We start from the raw sequence: 17702 nt of genomic DNA on the forward strand, positions 1-17702 counted from the left end.
GAAATTCTCGGGTTTGATTCCGAACCGTGCCTGGATTCTCTTGAGAGACACGAGACGCCCCCTTCTGAGGGAGGGTGTAAGAAAGGATTTGAGCTTCCTTTCAAGGACCCGGGGGTCAACTTCGCTTTCAATGGCAATAACACCCTCGGTAATAATTTTCTGGAGCAGAAGCTCCTGGTCGGTCCTTTCGCGGAGATTCGCCGCAAAGGGAACAAAAAAGAAATTGGAAAAAATAATCCCGTAGAGCGTTGAGGTCAGCGCAATGGGGATAGTTTTTAGAATGATCGAGGTATCTCCGACGCCTGCAAGCATGCCGATGAGCCCCACCACACTGCCCACCAGACCGAAGGACGGGAACAGATCAGACATGGTCCGTAGTACGCGCTCACAATCCTCCCGCCGCATCTTGAAGAAATACATTTCAGTGTTGAGAATTTCCCGGATCTGATCGCGCTTCAATCCATCCACCAGGCAGCCCAGCGCCCTTCGTAAAAAAAGAATCGCGGTTTTTTCTTCTTCTTCCAGAGATAGAATCCCTTTGAAGCGTGATTTCACGGAAAGATCCACCAGAATCCCGACTATGTCTTCCGGCTTCTGGACTTCTGTTCTGTAGGATGACCATAACACCTGAAAGGCGATTTTCAGGCGGTCCATCCGATAACTGATAAGCGTTGCCCCGAAGGTGCCGCCGACGACAATCAGCAACCCGGAAACATTGAAGTACAGCCAGATATTGCTGTGAATTGCAAATCCGCCAAAGAAAATAACGGTGCAACCTATCAAGCCCAGTATGTTTTTATACTTCATTGATGCTCCTTACGAGTCCATCATCATTGTTCATAAATATTACGCAAACCAACCGGCAGCGGCTCGGAAGGTTCACGGGTGATAATAATTTCGACCCGCCGGTTCAGCGCCCTGTTTTTTGGTGTATCATTGGGACTGATCGGTTGATAATATGAATGCCCGGTGACAAAAAATCGATTCCCGGGCAGCCGCATTTCTTCAATCAGAAATCTTGCCACCGAAGAGGCGCGCACCACCGACAATTCCCAGTTTGTGGAAAATTGCGGCGTGTGGATCGGCACACTGTCGGTATGGCCGACAACATTTATCATATAGGAGGTCCGCCTGATAAGATCGGCAATCTTGACAAGGGATTTCTTCGCCTCGGATTTGAGATCCGCCCTGCCCGGTTCGAACAGCAGATCGCCGGTGAGGATAATTCGAAGCGTCTTGTCCGCTGCCAGATCGACTGAGGCGAACTCTCTGAGGTCGGCAGCTTCAAGGGTCTGGCGACTCACATCGTACATCTTGGAAATAGAACCCTCCAGAGGACCGGACGGGTCGATGGGTCCACCACCGCCGAGCCCGGTTATTGATTTTTCTCCGAGTCCGCCGAAACGGCCGATGGATGTCTCTTCCTCGGATAAAAAATCACGGTTTGCAAGCTGAAAAATGTACATAACCGCAAACATGATGAACATGGTCATCATCAGGTCCGACCAGACCACCGACCAGTGAAACGGTTTAGGCATCCTGGAGCGGTAGAAGGTATCATCTTCAGCATAGACATTAAACGACGTCTGAAAACCGTCGCCGACAAAAGGGGTTGGCAAATGCTCATCAGGATCCTCCTGATCACTTTTTTCATCAGCGCCTTCAGACCCGCTGCCTGCCTGCGACTCTCCAGAAGGGACCTTTTCCTGGTCAGCAGGACTCCCAAAAGAAGCTTCTATTGCAGGCTCTTCCGGAGGATTTCCCGAATGCCCGGCTGCCTCAGCCTCAGGCCTGAGCAAAGCGGCGTCCGGCGTCAATATCTCCTGCGCGGTTTCAGATCCGTTATCAACCCCTTCACCCCATGGTCTGTCGTTGGAACTCATGCTCCAAAAATCCTCATTCATAGATAAGCACGGTTAAAGAATGGTCACCCTCATATCATATTCTTTCCTACATATCGGATCATTATGATTTTTCTCAAAAATTAAATGAACTCCCCCGCAGTTCGACTGAGCGTGCAATAACTCGTGCATGCCAAACAGGATACCTCGGTTAATGCTTGCAGGGATACTGGAAACCTTATTTCAAGAATGGCAATAGCGCCCGGAATTCATCAGTGCCTGCCTTCATGAGCAGATCATAAATGATCATTTCGGTGCTGCCGACAATTCCGCCGATCTGCCTGATCCTTTCAAGACCTGTCTCATAATTATGCGGTACCCTCGATGAAACCGCGTCACTTGCAACCCAGACATTATACCCTTCTTTTAGCGCGCCGAGCACGGTCTGATAAATGCAGATATGAGTCTCAACTCCGCAAACGATCAGGGTATTTACTCCGCCCCCCAGAGCTTCCGCGGCTTTCTGAATCGCCTTGTTTCCAAAACAACCGAACTCGAATTTATCAAGGGGTGTCACCCCGTTAAGTTCCGCCTGGATTTCAGGGAGCAATGCGCCGATTTTTGCGACATACTGGGTGGTGGCGATAATCGGCACATTCAACGTATTAGCTGTCTTCATCAGCAACACGGAATTCCTGATCACCCTTTCCCTTTCAAGGATCACCGGCATCATCCTTTCCTGAATATCCACGACCAGCAATGCACATTGCGCAGGCTTCAAATGGGTCAGATTTTCACTCATTTTATTATTCTCCTCTTTCTTTTCTTTCTCAGCAGTATTATTCAGGATTAAAACGTAATCGATGGATTAGCGACAAAAATAAATGTTTTGAGTATACTTGCCGCTGATTAAAAAATCGAAAAATATTCTTTCCTTGTTTTTTGCAGGAGTTTTTTTATGCAGCATCTCCGGATACGAAATATTCTGAGCGCCAATCACATTGGCGAAACCCTTGAAGTCCGGGGATGGGTCCGGACCCGCAGAGATTCCAAGAACGACTTTTCCTTTCTTGAAATAAATGACGGATCATGCCTGGCCAATATTCAGGTAATCGCCGACAAATCTCTTGAAAACTTTCTTACCGAGATCAGAAAACTCACCGCCGGATGCGCGGTCAAGGTCCGGGGTGAAATCAAGGAATCGCCGGCCAAGGGGCAGGAAGTGGAACTCCTTGCCGCACACATTGAGGTTGTGGGCTGGGCGCCGGCAGAGACATATCCTTTACAGAAAAAACGCCATTCCTTTGAATTCCTGCGCGAAATCGCTCATCTCCGGCCGCGCACCAACAGCCTGGGCGCCGTTGCCCGGGTGCGCAACGCCCTTTCTTTTGCAATCCACAAATTCTTCCAGGATCGTGAGTTTTTTCTGGTCCACACGCCGATCATCACCACCAGCAACTGCGAAGGCGCGGGCGAGATGTTTACGGTCACCGCCTTTGATCTGGACAATCTGCCCAGGGATTCAGGGAAAACCGATTTCAACAGGGATTTCTTCGGCCGCCGGGCAGGGCTCACAGTCAGCGGCCAGCTTGAGGCGGAGATTTACGCCATGGCGTTGGGGAATGTCTACACCTTCGGCCCGACATTCCGTGCCGAAAACTCCAATACCAGCAGGCACCTGGCTGAATTCTGGATGATCGAGCCGGAAATGGCCTTCTGCGATCTTAAGGAAGATATTGATCTGGCTGAAGCAATGCTCAAATTTCTGGTGCGGTATATTTTAGAGAATTGCGCGGAGGATCTGGCGCTTTTCAACCAGTTTATCGACAAAGAGCTGATGGCCCGCCTGAGCAATGTGGTTGCCCATGAATTCGTCCGCATCACCTACACCGAGGCAGTTGAACGCCTGCATAAATCCGGCAGAACCTTTGATTATAAAGTTGAGTGGGGCATTGATCTGCAGTCGGAACATGAACGGTATCTCACCGAAGAAGTCTTCAAATGCCCGGTGGTGATCATTGATTATCCCAAATCCATCAAACCCTTTTACATGCGGGTAAACGACGATAACAGAACCGTTGCCGCCATGGACATCCTGTTCCCAGGAATCGGTGAAATAATCGGCGGCAGTCAGCGCGAAGAGCGCCTGGATATTCTTGAAAAGCGAATGGACGAACTGAATTTAAGCAAAGAGGAATATGACTGGTATCTTGATCTCCGCAGGTATGGAAGCGCCCCGCATGCAGGGTTCGGATTGGGATTTGAGCGGATGGTGCAGTTTGTCACCGGCATGAAAAATATCCGCGAAGTAATTCCTTTTCCCAGGACTCCCGGATCAGCCAGGTTCTAGCCCCGATGCCCCATCAAGGCATCAGAAAGAAACCAAGGGCCTTTTCCTGATCGTGCATGGCGGGTTCCGCAAATTCGCAGCCGACATAGCATTTCTCAATAAGTTTAACAACTACCTTTCTGTCGATTATGGTTTTATGGGGGTCATCCAGAGCGAATTTCAATTCAAACTGATCGCCCACCTGAAGACCGATTTTCGCGGGTATCTTGAGACCGATTCCGCCCTTGGATACATTCAGAATCCTGACGCTTATCCAGCCGCTATTGCCTTTCAGACTCTTGATATTGCCATTGAAGTTTACAGACTTCCGATAGGTTTTCCTGAAATCGAGTCGGACGTTGAACACGGCTTTACAAGGACATTTCGCCTTGAGAACGTGCGTATTTCCCTTGAATTTACTTACATCGACAGTCCTGATATCGCCACACTCGGGGCATTTGATGGTTGTTGTGTTGTTCTTATTGACAAAAACTTTCTGAATATCTTCCATTTTTAAAACCGTTTTTCAAGAATTGGCGTTCCCCGCAACAGATACGCACCCTTCGGGTATACATATAGATTCAGGGCGACAGGGATGCACCCTAAGGGCAAAAAAAACTTGCTGATTCTGTTCACAAACACAGCCTAACTGTTTATGTTATTTGACCTTAATACTGAGTTGTTTTCGATGCGTCAATGAAAAATTTGTCGAATCATTACTCTCTCTATCTGTTTATCATACGGATTAAACAAATAAATCAGGAAATCACCTCAAAACTTCTTAAACATCCCGGTGAGTTTATTTTCCCTTTCAGCCAGAAACTCCCTATCAAGTTTTTCTTTAAGTTTCGGCTTTTTTTCAAGAAGAACTTTAGCTGCGAGAAATGCGCCGGTCCCGGTCAATCCTTGGCAATTCTTTAACTTTGCCTTTGTATCATCCTTGACATGCTCAAGAAGAACCTTGCAACTGGCCGACCCGGTCTGTTCGATAAAACGATCATGAAACTCCTTGACGGTTTTCCTGAAATCCTTCCGCTTCATCCCGCCGGGGGAATCAGGGCCCAGAAAAAGCCCAAGGCCGATACTTGCGCCGGATATGGCGCCGCATAAATTTTCCGCTCCCCCGAGACCGTGACAGAACCCGGAAGCCAGCCGTATGGACAGTGCAGGGTCAACTTCGCCGCCGAAAGCTTTATTCAATACATAAAAAACCGCTTCGGAGCAGCATATCCTGCGGGCGGAAAAACAGTTTTCCGCCCGCAGACGCACCTGCTCCGCTATTTCATCATTTTCACTTATTTCGCTGGAATAATTCATCTGTCTTTATTTTTCCCCTAAAAAAATTCATGCCGAGCAAAACAGACTATCATAACTCCGTCGGCTTCGAAACTCTCTTTCCCTTATTTTTTTGAAAAACGCAGCGCCTCTTCGCCCGGTTCAGAATCTATGAGGATCGTATCGCCTTCGATGAATGTTCCGTCGAGGATCCGCATGGCCAGGGAATCCAGAATATATCGCTGAATTGCCCGTTTCAGCGGTCGCGCGCCATAAGCCGGATCATAGCCTGCTTCAATAAGAAAATGTTTTGCAGCTTCGGTCAAGTCCACGGCGAATTTCTGCTCGGCAAGACGTTTGGTGAGCAGATCAACCTGAAGATCAATGATCCGGGTAAGATCCTCCCTGGTAAGGCCGTGGAAAATGATAATTTCATCGATTCTGTTCAAAAATTCCGGCCGGAACTGCTGATGCAGGATCTCATCAATCCTCGTCTTCATCTCTGCAGGATTACCCTGTCCCATTTCCATGATAAATTGGCTGCCGAGATTGGAGGTCATGATAAGAATGGTATTCTTGAAATCAACCGTGCGGCCTTTGCCGTCGGTCATTCTGCCGTCGTCAAGGATCTGCAGCAGGACATTGAACACATCCGGGTGCGCCTTTTCAATCTCATCAAAAAGAATAACCGCATACGGCTTCCGGCGTACCGCCTCGGTAAGATAACCGCCCTCCTCGTAGCCGACATAGCCCGGAGGCGCGCCGATCAGCCGGGCAACGGAATGCTTTTCCATGTACTCCGACATATCAAGACGCACCATGGCCCGTTCGCTGTCAAAGAGAAACTCCGCAAGACTCCGGGCAAGCTCGGTCTTTCCCACACCGGTTGGCCCGAGAAAAATAAATGAGCCAAGCGGTCGGTTCGGATCCTGAAGCCCGGCCCGTGATCGCCGTACTGCATTGGCAACCGCCGCAATGGCTTCACTCTGCCCCACCACCCTTTTTGCAAGATTTTCATCGGCGTGGACCAGTTTTTCCTTCTCCCCGGTGAGCAGCCGGTCAACCGGGATTCCGGTCCACTTGGCAATAACGCTTGCAATGTCTTCTTCGTCTACCTCTTCCTTGAGCATCTTCCGGTCTTTCTGAATCTCGGCAAGATGCGCCTTTTCCTGTTCAAGTTGTTTCTCAAGGTCAGCGATCTTTCCGTAGCGGATCTCGGCTACCTTGCTCAGATCTCCCAGGCGCTGGGCCTGTTGCTCGGCAACCCCCGCCTCTTCGATTCTTGCCTTGATATCCCTGATTTTCTGGATAATGTCCCGCTCCAGATTCCAATGCCCCTTCATACTGCGCAGCGATTCGTTAATGTCCGCAAGTTCGGCTTCGATTTTGTTCAGGCGCTCCTTGGAGGCCTTGTCCCTTTCCTTTTTCAGCGCCTCCTTTTCAATCTCAAGTTTGATCCGCTTTCTGTCCACTTCATCAATTTCGGTGGGCATGCTGTCAATTTCAATCCGCAATTTCGAGGCAGCTTCGTCAATCAGATCAATGGCCTTATCCGGCAGGAAACGATCGGTAATGTAACGATTGGAAAGGGTAGCCGCCGCAACGGTAGCCGAATCGGTAATCCGCACCCCGTGATGCACTTCATATTTTTCCTTGATGCCCCGGAGAATGGCAATGGTGTCTTCAACCGAGGGTTCCCGCACCAGGACCTGCTGGAAACGACGTTCAAGGGCCGCGTCCTTTTCAATGGTGCGATACTCGTTTAAGGTGGTTGCGCCGACACAATGCAGTTCGCCGCGGGCCAGCGCGGGTTTGAGCATGTTCGACGCATCCATGGCGCCTTCGGCGGCGCCCGCACCCACCAGGGTGTGAATCTCGTCGATGAACAGAATGATCTCGCCTTCGCGTTTCTGCACTTCTTTAAGCACCGCCTTCAGACGGTCTTCAAATTCGCCGCGATATTTGGCGCCGGCAATAAGCGCGCCCATATCAAGGGCAACAACCTGTTTATTCTTCAGGGTCTCAGGGATATCACCATTGACGATGCGCTGCGCAAGTCCTTCGACAATCGCGGTTTTACCGACGCCGGGCTCGCCGATCAGCACCGGGTTGTTCTTGGTTCGCCGCGAAAGGACCTGCACCACCCGTCTCACCTCGTCATCCCTGCCGATCACCGGATCGATCTTTCCCTGGCGGGCAAGGTCGGTTAGGTTTCGGGCGTATTTCTCAAGGGCCTGATATTTTTCTTCAGGATTCGGGTCAGTGACCCGTTGATTGCCGCGCACCGAAACAAGTGCTTTCAGAAAACCGTCGCGGCTAACGCCGCTCTTGCTGAACAGCGCCGAAATCCCCGGATCCTTCTCTCCGAGGAGAGCCAGAAAGAAATGCTCCTGACTGACATAATCATCCTGCATTTCCTTGGCGACTTTAAACGCATCATCCAGGATTTTCTTCAGACGCGGCGAGGCATACACCTGGCCAAAACCCGAGCCGCTCACCTGCGGTTTTCGCTGAATGATCGCCTCGACGCCGGCAGCAAGCTGCGCCGGATCAATGCCCATTTTCTGCAGCACCGGAACAATCACCCCTTCCGTCTGCTGCAACAGGACCAGCAGAAGATGCTCCGGATAAATTTCCTGATGCCCTTTGCTTTCAGCAAGATTCTGGGCTGCCTGGATAGCTTCCTGGGATTTCAAGGTAAACTTGTCAAACTGCATATGTTCCTCCGTTTCACGGTAATTTTATCGATTTACAACCATTCAATAATGTAAGCTTTTTTATCTACCAGCCTTGTCGTTTACAAACGGTAAGAGCGCGTCCGGAATCTGTCAAGCGAGGCGGAAATTATCAAAAAATACTTTGCGTTTTTTTCTTGACATCAAAATGGAACTCAACGAATAATCATGATAGTGTCCCTGGGGAGGTCACTTTTTCATTCTCTTCTGAAAACCATCCGAAACATGAATATGGATTTATACGAATACGACATTACCAAGCATTCTTTGGAATCTTCAAAAGAGCTTGTGTATTATTGTACGGAATCAGGAGAATGCAGCCTGGGCCAGGTCCCTGAAAGCCAGACCCGGCTTGTAAATGAAATCCTGAATGAAAAAGGCACGGCAGGCTGGGAACTGGTACAGCTTATTTTCGGATCCGAAGGTTTTCTTGCCATCTGGAAGAGAATAATCAAACACATAGACAATTAGGCACACCATTTCTTTTATTCTCCAATTAAGGAGAGGAGGCACCACATGACGATGAACGAAATAAAACAAAAAGCTCAACAAATGGGAATCAAGGTCGGCAAGATGAAGAAAGGCGATCTCATCCGGTCCATCCAGGTTGAGGAAGGGAATTTCCCCTGTTTCGGGACACCCAGCAACCACTGCGATCAGCTGGAATGCTCCTGGAGAAATGACTGCCTGGCAACCTGATACAAAACCCACATATCATCACAACTCTGTCATGTCCGGTAATTTGATCCGGGCATGACAGAGAATTTTCACGGTGGTTCCCTCGGCCTGAAACCCTGCCCCATTCCCGGACTTTCCTCCCCCTGTATAGCGGTATTTCCCCTTGACAGATTATTCATTCCTGTTGTAACCATCTTTTGCTGATAATCAGTTTTTTCTATTCTAGAATACTTGACCTAATCCAAGAAGCGGATGGCAACAATCATGATCAAAATCGGCATCATCGGCGGTTCCGGACTCGACAATCCTGATATACTGGATAACCCTCAGGAACGAGAAATAAACACTCCCTACGGCAGACCCTCATCAGCCCTTACCTGCGGCTCAATTGCAGGCGTTGATATCGCCATAATCGCCCGGCACGGAAATTCACACTCCATCATGCCCGGCAAGGTGAATTTCAGGGCAAATATTCACGCCCTGAAAAAATACGGCTGTACCCATATCCTCGCTGCCACCGCGGTTGGTTCACTTCGCGAAGAAATCGCCCCCGGGCATCTGGTATTCCCGGACCAGTTCATCGATTTCACCAGAAAAAGAGAAACAACTTTTTTCGACCAGGACACCGTAGTGCATACCCCCATGGCCGAACCTTTCTGCCCGAACCTAAGACAACTGCTTGCCGAATCCGCGACCGGGCTCGGACTTTCCTTTCATCAAAATAAAACAGTGATTACCATTGAAGGCCCGCGGTTTTCCACCAGGGCCGAAAGCCACATGTTCAGGGGATTTAACGCTGATGTGATCAATATGAGCACGGTTCCTGAAGTGAACCTTGCCAGAGAAAAAAAGATGCATTATGCCGCGGTTGCCATGTCAACGGATTACGACTGCTGGCACGAAGACGAAGAACCAGTGACCTGGGAAATGATTGTGGCCACCATGAAAAAAAATGCCGGTAATGTTATCAGTCTTTTCCTGAAAACCATTCCGCTGATTAAAGAATATAACGATATCTGTGTTGATTAAAATAAGGAGAAAACATGTCGATCAAATCAAAAATCCGCTCCATCCCCGATTACCCCAAAAAGGGAATAATGTTCCGCGACATCACCACGCTTATCAAGGATCCGGTGGGATTCAGGCTGGTGATCGATAATCTCACCCAGCGATACCTCTCCGGTGATGTTGGTTTTGACCTCATTGTTGGTATTGAAGCCCGCGGTTTCATTCTCGGCGGGGCGCTGGCCTATACCCTGGGAAAGGGTTTTGTGCCGATCCGCAAGAAAGGCAAACTGCCGGCCGAGGTGATCAGCCAGGAATACGCCCTGGAGTACGGCACCGATCAGGTTGAGATTCACAAGGACGCCTTTGGAAAAGGCACAAAAATTCTTGTAATCGACGACCTTCTTGCAACCGGCGGCACCGCTCTTGCCGCAGCAGCGCTTATTGAAAAACTGGGCGGGGTGATTACCGAGATGGCGTTTATCGTCAATCTGCCGGATGTCGGCGGTCAGAAAAAGCTTGAGGACAAAGGGTATAAAACCTATTCACTTACCGAATTCGAGGGTGAGTAATCTATTTTTCGAGGGGGACAGAATTCAATTCTGCCCTGTTCCCGAGCTAAAAGCGGCTTATTGCTGCATCAACCTGTCATTTTTTCATCTTTGAAATAACCAGCAGAACTTCAACATCCGGCAAGGTTCGACCGCTCTCCTGGAGTTTTGCAGGCACAATGATCTTGCACTGGACTGAAGTTGTCTCACGCAACTCATGGATGAAGATAGGAGTCGTCGCAACTCCTTTGATCTCGGGAATATCAGCAGTAATCGTGACTACGGATGGCTTGACTTCGAATCTGTCGAGGCGGTATCCTTCAGGAAGTTTGCCGATAAGTTGCGGCTTGACAGGGATATCCCGTGAAAGGATTTTCCTGATTTTCAGGTCAAAAGAATCCGGTTGGATTTCCTTTACCCGCAGTTTACCGGGAACACTGATATTGGCCTCCGAAAGATTGATCCGGTGTCTTCCCGGTGCCAGGGAAGACAGATCAACCTGAACACGAAGCATGGAAGAATCTATGCCCCGCAGATTGGCCAGCGAACCCTCGATAAGCAAGCGGACATCCGACTGCTTGTCAGCAATATGGATATTTTTATCGGTTTTGCTGTATTCGATGGGAACAGTGAAAAACATTTCTCTGATTTCGGTCCGTGATTGAATCACGGTAACCCACAGGATCATAGCGAGAAAGAGACTGCCGACAATCTGGCCGAAATTGAGGAAGAAATCCTGCTTGATCCGTCCCGGTGTCGTGGTAAGAGATCTGTTGCGGCCCAGATGATCCCGGATAATGCCAGCCGCTTTTCCCCGCGCCTCAAGCTTTTGGTAATCTCCGTCATGAAAGGCGGTAACGATTCCTCTTTCCTCGCTCACCGCCAGAATAAGGGAATCGGTTTTTTCCGCCAGGCCAAGGGCTGCATGATGCCGGGTGCCGTACTCATTGGAGAGCCGATTACTCCCTGACAACGGCAGATGAACACCGAAACGGTTAATGCGGTTGCCTTCAAACAGAATTGCGCCGTCGTGCCCCGGTGAGTTCGGGTCAAAGAGACTCAACAGGGCAGGAACGCTGGGAAGCGCATCGATCCGGGTACCTTCGGTGATCCATTGCTGCAAGGGTACTTCTCCATGGAATACGACAAGTCCGCCCCATTTTTTTTCAGCAAGATCAAACAGGGCCTGGTCGACGATTTCCGGAATCTGTTCCGCTTCTGCGCCGCGGGAAATCCCCATGGAAAAAGACCGCTCAAGAATCCGCCGGATTTCCGGTTGAAAAATAATGAGCAGGGCAAGCAGGGCAATCTGGCTGAAATTGGAAAAAAACCATTCAAGTCCCTGTAGATCAAGAAGACGCGCCACGACAGCCACACAGGCGGTGAATGTCAGCCCGACAGCGATTTTCCAGGTGCCCGTGGCCCGCAGGGTCCGAAAGATGGAATAAATAAGCAGGGTGATGAGGAGGATGTCGAGAACCATTCTCCAGTCAAGAAGATAGTGCATGGGAAACCGATGGACGAGTTATGGAAGAGATAAGTGAAAAGAAATCGCTTTTCAGCGGTTCATAAAAAAAATTCAGTGGAAGTGAAATACCTAAAACAAGTTATCACCGCCCTGGCCCGATGTCAACTCCTGTTAATCCGGTAAAGAACATCCTGAAACCGGCTTCAGAACATGATCATTCAAGCTCCCCGCGAAAGATAAGCGCAAAACTTCGGGCTAACCCGCTTTTCTCACAAACCTCGAGGGTAGCAGATTCAGGAAACCGGCATCAAATCTCTTTTAACACTTCAACGACTAATTGCAGAAAATCCCTTTCCGCTTTTTTTGCCTGGGCAATAACCTCTTCAAAAAGGATGGGTTTGAAATCGTCAGGATCATTGACGTTGGCGATCAGTGAAATCCCCAGGATTTTCAGTCCTGCATGTCTGGCAACGATTACCTCCGGCACGGTTGACATGCCCACTGCATCAGCGCCGCAATTTTTGAGCCACCTTGTTTCGGCAGGGGTTTCAAGGCTGGGCCCGGGAATTGCCACATAAATACCGGTCATCACATGTTTAAGACCAATCTTCTCCGCACACCGCAAAGCAGCGTCAATCAACCCCTGGTCATACACTTCCGACATATCAGGGAAACGCGGGCCCCAGGCCTCAACATTGGGCCCCCGCAATGGATTATCCGGGATAAAATTGAGATGGTCCCTGATAATCATCATTGATCCGGGCTTTAAGGTCAGATCCAGGCCGCCTGCGACATTGGTGGCAATAAAAATCCTGGCGCCCAGCAATGCCAATACCCGTACCGGCAGAGTCAACCGCCGGGTGCTGTATCCTTCGTAAAAATGAAATCTCCCCTGCAGAACTGCGATATTTTTGCCGCAAAGAGTCCCGCAGACGAGATTGCCTGCATGGGTGGCAACGGTGGACCGGGGAAAATGCGGAATATCTTCATAGGGAATAACCTGCTTGGCTTCAATTACTTCTCCGAAACTTCCAAGGCCGGTTCCCAGAACAAGAATAATTTCAGGCAGGCCCGTTAATCTCTCCTTGAGAAAGACCAGGGCTTGATCAACCTGTGTTATGAATTGATCATTTTCCATAGGCTGTTCACAGGGTTCCACAGGTTATCAGGAGCGAAAAAACAAAAATCAAACTTTTTATTCAGGAGATAAGGGCAGCGTAAGGGTAAAGATTGTGCCTTTGCCCGGTGTGGAAGTATAGGAAATTGTGCCGCCATGCTTTTTTTCGATGATCTGCTTACAGGATGCAAGACCGAATCCGGCGCCGGATGATTTTGTTGAAAAATGCGACTCAAAAATCCGTTTCCCAAGCCCTGCAGGAATGCCTGTGCCGTGATCTTGAACACGGACAATAGCGCTTTTCCCGTCCGAATCCAGGATTATTTCGATCTGGTCTCCAGGCTTGCTGGCCTGGGCGGCATTCAAGACAATATTGGTTATGACCCGTTGAATTTCCAGCTTGCAAAAGGCTAGCAACGGCAATATATCTTTAACAGTGACCACAACCGTTTTATCACGGATTTCAGGATGAATCGAAAAATATGATGCCTGAAGTTCTTCAATAAGGGTATGGAGGGCGCCGGTGGTAACCGGTGATGGTTTATGAAGCCGTTTGGCGTTGGCCAACGCTTCTTCCATCATGAACAGAAGATTTCTTCTGGCATCCTGCAAATGACCAAGATAGGTCTGCACCGTTGTGTCAGTAACTTTTTTCCTGATGGAATCAAGGACCACAAAAGGCGAAAGGATGTTTTTCATATCATGGATCATGATATTCGCCTTTTCAAACTCACCGGCGATAATTTCCGTATCCCGCCTGATCCTCTGACTCAGAGCCTTCATCATCGTCAGCATGGAACTGTGCTGGCGCACCACGTACTGAAACTGTTCGGAGGCAATTTTCAACAAAAGGCAGGGCTCGTCAGCCTGTACGGTTGCGGAGCGGGGTTTATCCTCGATAAGCGACATCTCCCCGACATAATCCATGGGCGAGATAATCGTAATCTCCCTGCTTTCCTTGAAGACTTTAAGCTCTCCCTCCAAGAGGATGTACATCTCATTTCCAGGGTCGCCTTCCTGAAAGAGTATATCGCCGGGCGCGCACTGCACCTCTGAAATGTTCTTCGCAAAACCCTTTAATTCGGCATCGGTAAATGACGAAAACAAATCGATGTTTTTAAGACATTGTACCCGTTCTTCAGTATTCATGGTTTTGGTTCAAGTTAGGATTAAAACCACCAACTATAAAGCATTTTCTTGAACAAACGCCTTTATAACCTCAACATCCGCCTCAAGCACCTCGCAGCGGCTCTTCCGGTCGGCAAGGCCCGCAAGACTTGCCGGCATAACCGGATCCCGACCGATTGCCCGGTGCACGGCCTCGCCGAATTTTGCCGGATGGGCGGTTGAAAGACAGACCATCGGGACATCCGCCTCAACGTACATATGGCCGGCATTGACGCCCACTGCGGTGTGCGGATCAAGAACATAGCCGTGGGCGGCGTAAAACTCATTGATCGTTGCAATAGTCTGGTTTTCGTCAACCCGCTTTGATAGAAAATCCTTTTGCACCTGTTGCTTGAGTTCGGAGGAAAAGGCAAGCTTGCCGGTTTTGGCAAAATTTTCCATATCCTCACGGGTTTTGTCGGCATCCTCGCTGTTCAGATAATAGAGGTAGCGCTCAAAATTACTTGCCACCTGAATATCCATGGACGGACTGGAGGTCTGAACAACCTTACCCAGTGAATATTCGCCTTGATCTATGAAGCGGGAGAGCAGGTCATTTTCATTGGTGGCAAGAATCAGCCGTCGAACTTTGCCCGGCATGAGGCGCCCGGCCACAAAGCCTGCAAAGATGTCACCGAAATTTCCGGTGGGCACTGAAAAATCAACAGCCTTTGCGCCGGTTTCTTTAGAAACCCGCAGATAGGCAAAGACATAATAGACGACCTGGGCGACAATCCGCGCCCAGTTGATGGAATTCACCGCCCCCAGTTGGTAGGCGTCTTTAAAGGCGATATCATTAAAAATGCTCTTTACAATGGATTGTCCGTCATCAAAGGTACCGCGGATCGCAATGTTGTAAACATTGGGGTCGGTAACCGTGGTCATCTGCAGTTCCTGGATGGCGCTGACTCGTTTATGGGGGTGGAGGATGAAAATATTTATCCGGTCCTTGCCGCGCACTCCATAGATTGCCGCACTGCCGGTGTCCCCGGACGTTGCACCCAGGATATTCATCCTGCCGCCACTTTTTTTGAGCAGATACTCGAAAACATTTCCCAGGAACTGCAAAGCCACGTCCTTGAAAGCCAGGGTGGGGCCGTGGAACAGTTCAAGGATGTATACTTCGCCCTTTTTCACCACCGGGCAGATTTCAGGATGGGTGAAGGTACTGTATGAACGATTGATCAGCTCCCGCAGATCATTAGCCGGAATATCCTTGATAAACAGGGATAAGACCTCAAAAGCCAGTTCCTGATACGAAAGCCTGCCCCAGCTTTCAAGAGTTGCATGGTCAACCGCTGGAATGGATTCGGGAAGCAACAGGCCACCGTCGGTAGCCAGGCCCATCATCACCGCTTCGGTAAACGACACCGGCGCAATTTTTCCTCTGGTACTGATGTATTTCATGCTTGGAGTCTATTCCCTCAAGTTCGTTTTTAAATTATCTATCAAGTAAATAGTGACGAGTTTTTAACACCTACCTCCTCACCCCTCTCTCCTCACTCAGCACTCAGCACTATCAGTTCAGCACTATCACCTCAGCACTCAATGAGATTTCTGCCTCCCATCTCATCCGGCACCGGAATTTCTAGAATATTAAGGATAGTCGGAGCAATATCAACCAGGGTGCCATCATTCCGCAGGGTACAATCCCGCAAACGTTCGCCGACAACCAGAAAGGGTACCGGATTCAGGGTATGCGCCGTAAAAGGTTCGCCGGTTTCAGGGTCTTCCATGAGTTCGGCATTACCGTGGTCGGAAGTGATCAGCATGGTGCCGCCTTGCTGGATTATCTCGGTATAGAGTTTCCCCAGACATTGATCAACCGCTTCACAGGCCTTCACCGCCGCGGCGATTTTCCCGGAGTGGCCCACCATGTCACCGTTGGCAAAATTCAGGATGATCAGGCTGTAATCCTCGTTTTTCAGCCGCTTCAGCAATTCTTCAGTCACCAGATAGGCGCTCATTTCAGGCTTCAGATCGTAGGTGGCAACCTCCTTGGGTGACGGGATGAGCACCCGGTCTTCGCCGGGAAACGGCTCTTCGATGCCGCCGTTGAAAAAATAGGTGACGTGGGCGTATTTCTCGGTTTCGGCAATCCGCAGCTGCCTGAGCCCCTGCCGGCTCACCTCCTCGCCAAGAATTCGCCTGAGTTCCTGCGGCGGGAATGCCACCGGCAGATCAAAATCCTTTTCATATTGCGTAAAGGTGACACAATCGGCCAGTTTCGGGCGGTGCGCACAGCTAAACTCATCAAAAACCTTGTCGGTGAGGGCATGGGTGAGTTGTCTGACCCGATCAGCCCGGAAATTAAAAAAGATCACTGCATCGTTATCAGTGATTCTCGCCACGGGTGTGCCGGATGTATCCGTGATAACCATCGGTTTAATAAATTCATCAGTCTCGCCGCGCTCATATGCATCCCGCACCGCCTGCACCGGATCATCCGCCTGAACACCGTGGCCGTCCACCAGACATTGCCAGGCCATCTGTAGACGATCCCAGCGCTTGTCGCGGTCCATTGCATAATATCTGCCGGTTACCGTTGCCACTCTGCCTGCGCCGATTTCAGCCAGAGCCTGCTGGAGCTGCTCCATATAAGCCGCGCCGCCTTCAGGAGGCGTATCCCGGCCGTCCATGAACGCATGGATGAAGATTTTTTCAATACCCTTATCCTTTGCCATCCTCACCAGCGCGACAAGATGCCTGATATGACTGTGAACGCCGCCGTCTGACAGCAGACCGAGAAGATGCAAGGCCTCATTGCAGCTGGAGATATGATCCATAACCTTGGTCAGGACTTCATTGGCAAAAAACTCGCCGGTATCGATGGCCTTGTTTATCCGGGTAAAATCCTGGTAGACAATGCGGCCGGCGCCGATATTGAGGTGTCCGACCTCGGAATTCCCCATCTGCCCTTCAGGCAGCCCCACCGCGCCGTTATGGGCAACAAGGGTGGTCATCGGAAATTCCTCCGACCACTTGTCCATGTTCGGGGTGTCGGCGACATAAACGGCATTGGTTGCAATTTCAGCGCCTGATCCCCAGCCGTCAAGAATCGCCAGCAGCAAAGGTGCTTTTTTGTTCATTTCTTTCTCTTTTTCTTCTCAGCTGGTGCATCAGACTCCAGCTCGACCCTGGGCGCATCGTGCCAGAGCCCTTCAAGGTCATAGAACTCCCTGGCCTCGCTATAAAAAATATGGACAATGACATCATTGTAATCCAACAGCACCCAATACCCTTCAGACAGGCCCTCGGTGTTTGCACTTTTTATCCGCTTGTCTCTTGCCGCACCGTCCACGGCATCAGCGAGCCCCTGCACATGGCGGGTAGACCGTCCGGTCATGATCACAAAATAATCGGCAAAGGATGAAATCCCCCGGACATCAAGGATTACGAGTTGTTCCGCCTTGTTATCAAGGGCGGCACTGCTGATGACTTCTGCCAGCTCAAGGCTGGTTTTGTCTCTAAGTACTTTCTTTATTTTTTTCATGAAAACTCCGTGGTTATTTATTCCTATGACGCGATCTTCGCGT

The 17702-nt window shown here is 49.8% G+C and carries 17 protein-coding genes; 5 read left to right on the forward strand and 12 right to left on the reverse strand.

Annotated elements, in window-relative coordinates:
* The 3 genes from KKE17_06135 to KKE17_06145 all read right to left on the reverse strand — a co-directional run.
* The coding region (locus KKE17_06135; GenBank protein MBU1709566.1) for a MotA/TolQ/ExbB proton channel family protein at positions 1-807 on the reverse strand (807 nt) is incomplete at its 3' end.
* A 23-nt stretch (positions 808-830) separates the two neighbouring features.
* A complete protein-coding gene (locus tag KKE17_06140) occupies positions 831-1883 on the reverse strand; it encodes a flagellar motor protein MotB (GenBank protein ID MBU1709567.1) in 1053 nt (350 codons plus the stop codon).
* Positions 1884-2079: 196 nt separating this feature from the next.
* Positions 2080-2643 carry an isochorismatase family protein gene (locus KKE17_06145; protein ID MBU1709568.1) on the reverse strand — a complete coding sequence of 188 codons (564 nt, stop codon included), beginning with the start codon at positions 2641-2643 and terminating at the stop codon, positions 2080-2082.
* A gap of 156 nt (positions 2644-2799) precedes the next feature.
* Between KKE17_06145 and asnS the strand changes: the two genes are divergently transcribed.
* Entirely contained in the window at positions 2800-4191 is a 1392-nt protein-coding gene (gene asnS, locus KKE17_06150) for an asparagine--tRNA ligase (protein ID MBU1709569.1), read from the forward strand.
* Between the two features lie 13 nt (positions 4192-4204).
* Here asnS and KKE17_06155 read toward each other — a convergent pair whose 3' ends face one another.
* The 3 genes from KKE17_06155 to clpB all read right to left on the reverse strand — a co-directional run bounded on the left by KKE17_06155 (position 4205) and on the right by clpB (position 8162).
* Complete coding sequence (locus KKE17_06155; protein MBU1709570.1) at positions 4205-4681, reverse strand: PilZ domain-containing protein; 477 nt, start codon at positions 4679-4681, stop codon at positions 4205-4207.
* 260 nt (positions 4682-4941) lie between these two features.
* The gene (locus tag KKE17_06160) at positions 4942-5487 is read right to left on the reverse strand and encodes a C-GCAxxG-C-C family protein (protein ID MBU1709571.1); all 546 of its coding nucleotides are present in this window, start codon (positions 5485-5487) and stop codon (positions 4942-4944) included.
* Between the two features lie 83 nt (positions 5488-5570).
* Complete coding sequence (clpB, locus tag KKE17_06165) at positions 5571-8162, reverse strand: ATP-dependent chaperone ClpB (protein ID MBU1709572.1); 2592 nt, start codon at positions 8160-8162, stop codon at positions 5571-5573.
* Positions 8163-8411: 249 nt separating this feature from the next.
* Between clpB and KKE17_06170 the strand changes: the two genes are divergently transcribed.
* From KKE17_06170 to KKE17_06185, 4 genes are all read left to right on the forward strand, one after another.
* Entirely contained in the window at positions 8412-8651 is a 240-nt protein-coding gene (locus tag KKE17_06170; protein ID MBU1709573.1) for a hypothetical protein, read from the forward strand.
* Positions 8652-8696: 45 nt separating this feature from the next.
* Positions 8697-8879: a Rho termination factor N-terminal domain-containing protein gene (locus tag KKE17_06175; GenBank protein ID MBU1709574.1), complete on the forward strand. Its 183-nt coding sequence runs from the start codon at positions 8697-8699 to the stop codon at positions 8877-8879.
* Between the two features lie 243 nt (positions 8880-9122).
* A complete protein-coding gene (gene mtnP / locus KKE17_06180) occupies positions 9123-9887 on the forward strand; it encodes an S-methyl-5'-thioadenosine phosphorylase (protein ID MBU1709575.1) in 765 nt (254 codons plus the stop codon).
* 14 nt (positions 9888-9901) lie between these two features.
* Positions 9902-10435 (forward strand): adenine phosphoribosyltransferase, encoded by a 534-nt coding sequence (locus KKE17_06185; protein ID MBU1709576.1) that lies wholly within the window; start codon positions 9902-9904, stop codon positions 10433-10435.
* Positions 10436-10511: 76 nt separating this feature from the next.
* Here KKE17_06185 and KKE17_06190 read toward each other — a convergent pair whose 3' ends face one another.
* The 6 genes from KKE17_06190 to rsfS form a co-directional block, all read right to left on the reverse strand.
* On the reverse strand, positions 10512-11921 hold the full coding sequence (locus KKE17_06190) for a diadenylate cyclase (protein MBU1709577.1): 1410 nt from the start codon (positions 11919-11921) through the stop codon (positions 10512-10514).
* 268 nt (positions 11922-12189) lie between these two features.
* Positions 12190-13020, reverse strand: a complete 831-nt coding sequence (locus tag KKE17_06195) for a purine-nucleoside phosphorylase (protein ID MBU1709578.1) — start codon at positions 13018-13020, stop codon at positions 12190-12192.
* 57 nt (positions 13021-13077) lie between these two features.
* Positions 13078-14148: a cyclic nucleotide-binding domain-containing protein gene (locus KKE17_06200; protein MBU1709579.1), complete on the reverse strand. Its 1071-nt coding sequence runs from the start codon at positions 14146-14148 to the stop codon at positions 13078-13080.
* 33 nt (positions 14149-14181) lie between these two features.
* Complete coding sequence (locus tag KKE17_06205; protein MBU1709580.1) at positions 14182-15573, reverse strand: threonine synthase; 1392 nt, start codon at positions 15571-15573, stop codon at positions 14182-14184.
* 131 nt (positions 15574-15704) lie between these two features.
* Positions 15705-17255 carry a 2,3-bisphosphoglycerate-independent phosphoglycerate mutase gene (gene gpmI, locus KKE17_06210; GenBank protein MBU1709581.1) on the reverse strand — a complete coding sequence of 517 codons (1551 nt, stop codon included), beginning with the start codon at positions 17253-17255 and terminating at the stop codon, positions 15705-15707.
* Complete coding sequence (rsfS, locus tag KKE17_06215; GenBank protein ID MBU1709582.1) at positions 17252-17659, reverse strand: ribosome silencing factor; 408 nt, start codon at positions 17657-17659, stop codon at positions 17252-17254. Before rsfS ends, gpmI begins: the two co-directional genes overlap by 4 nt.
* Positions 17660-17702 lie beyond the last annotated feature (43 nt).

The organism is Pseudomonadota bacterium, from assembly GCA_018823135.1.
Classification (GTDB): domain Bacteria; phylum Desulfobacterota; class Desulfobulbia; order Desulfobulbales; family CALZHT01; genus JAHJJF01.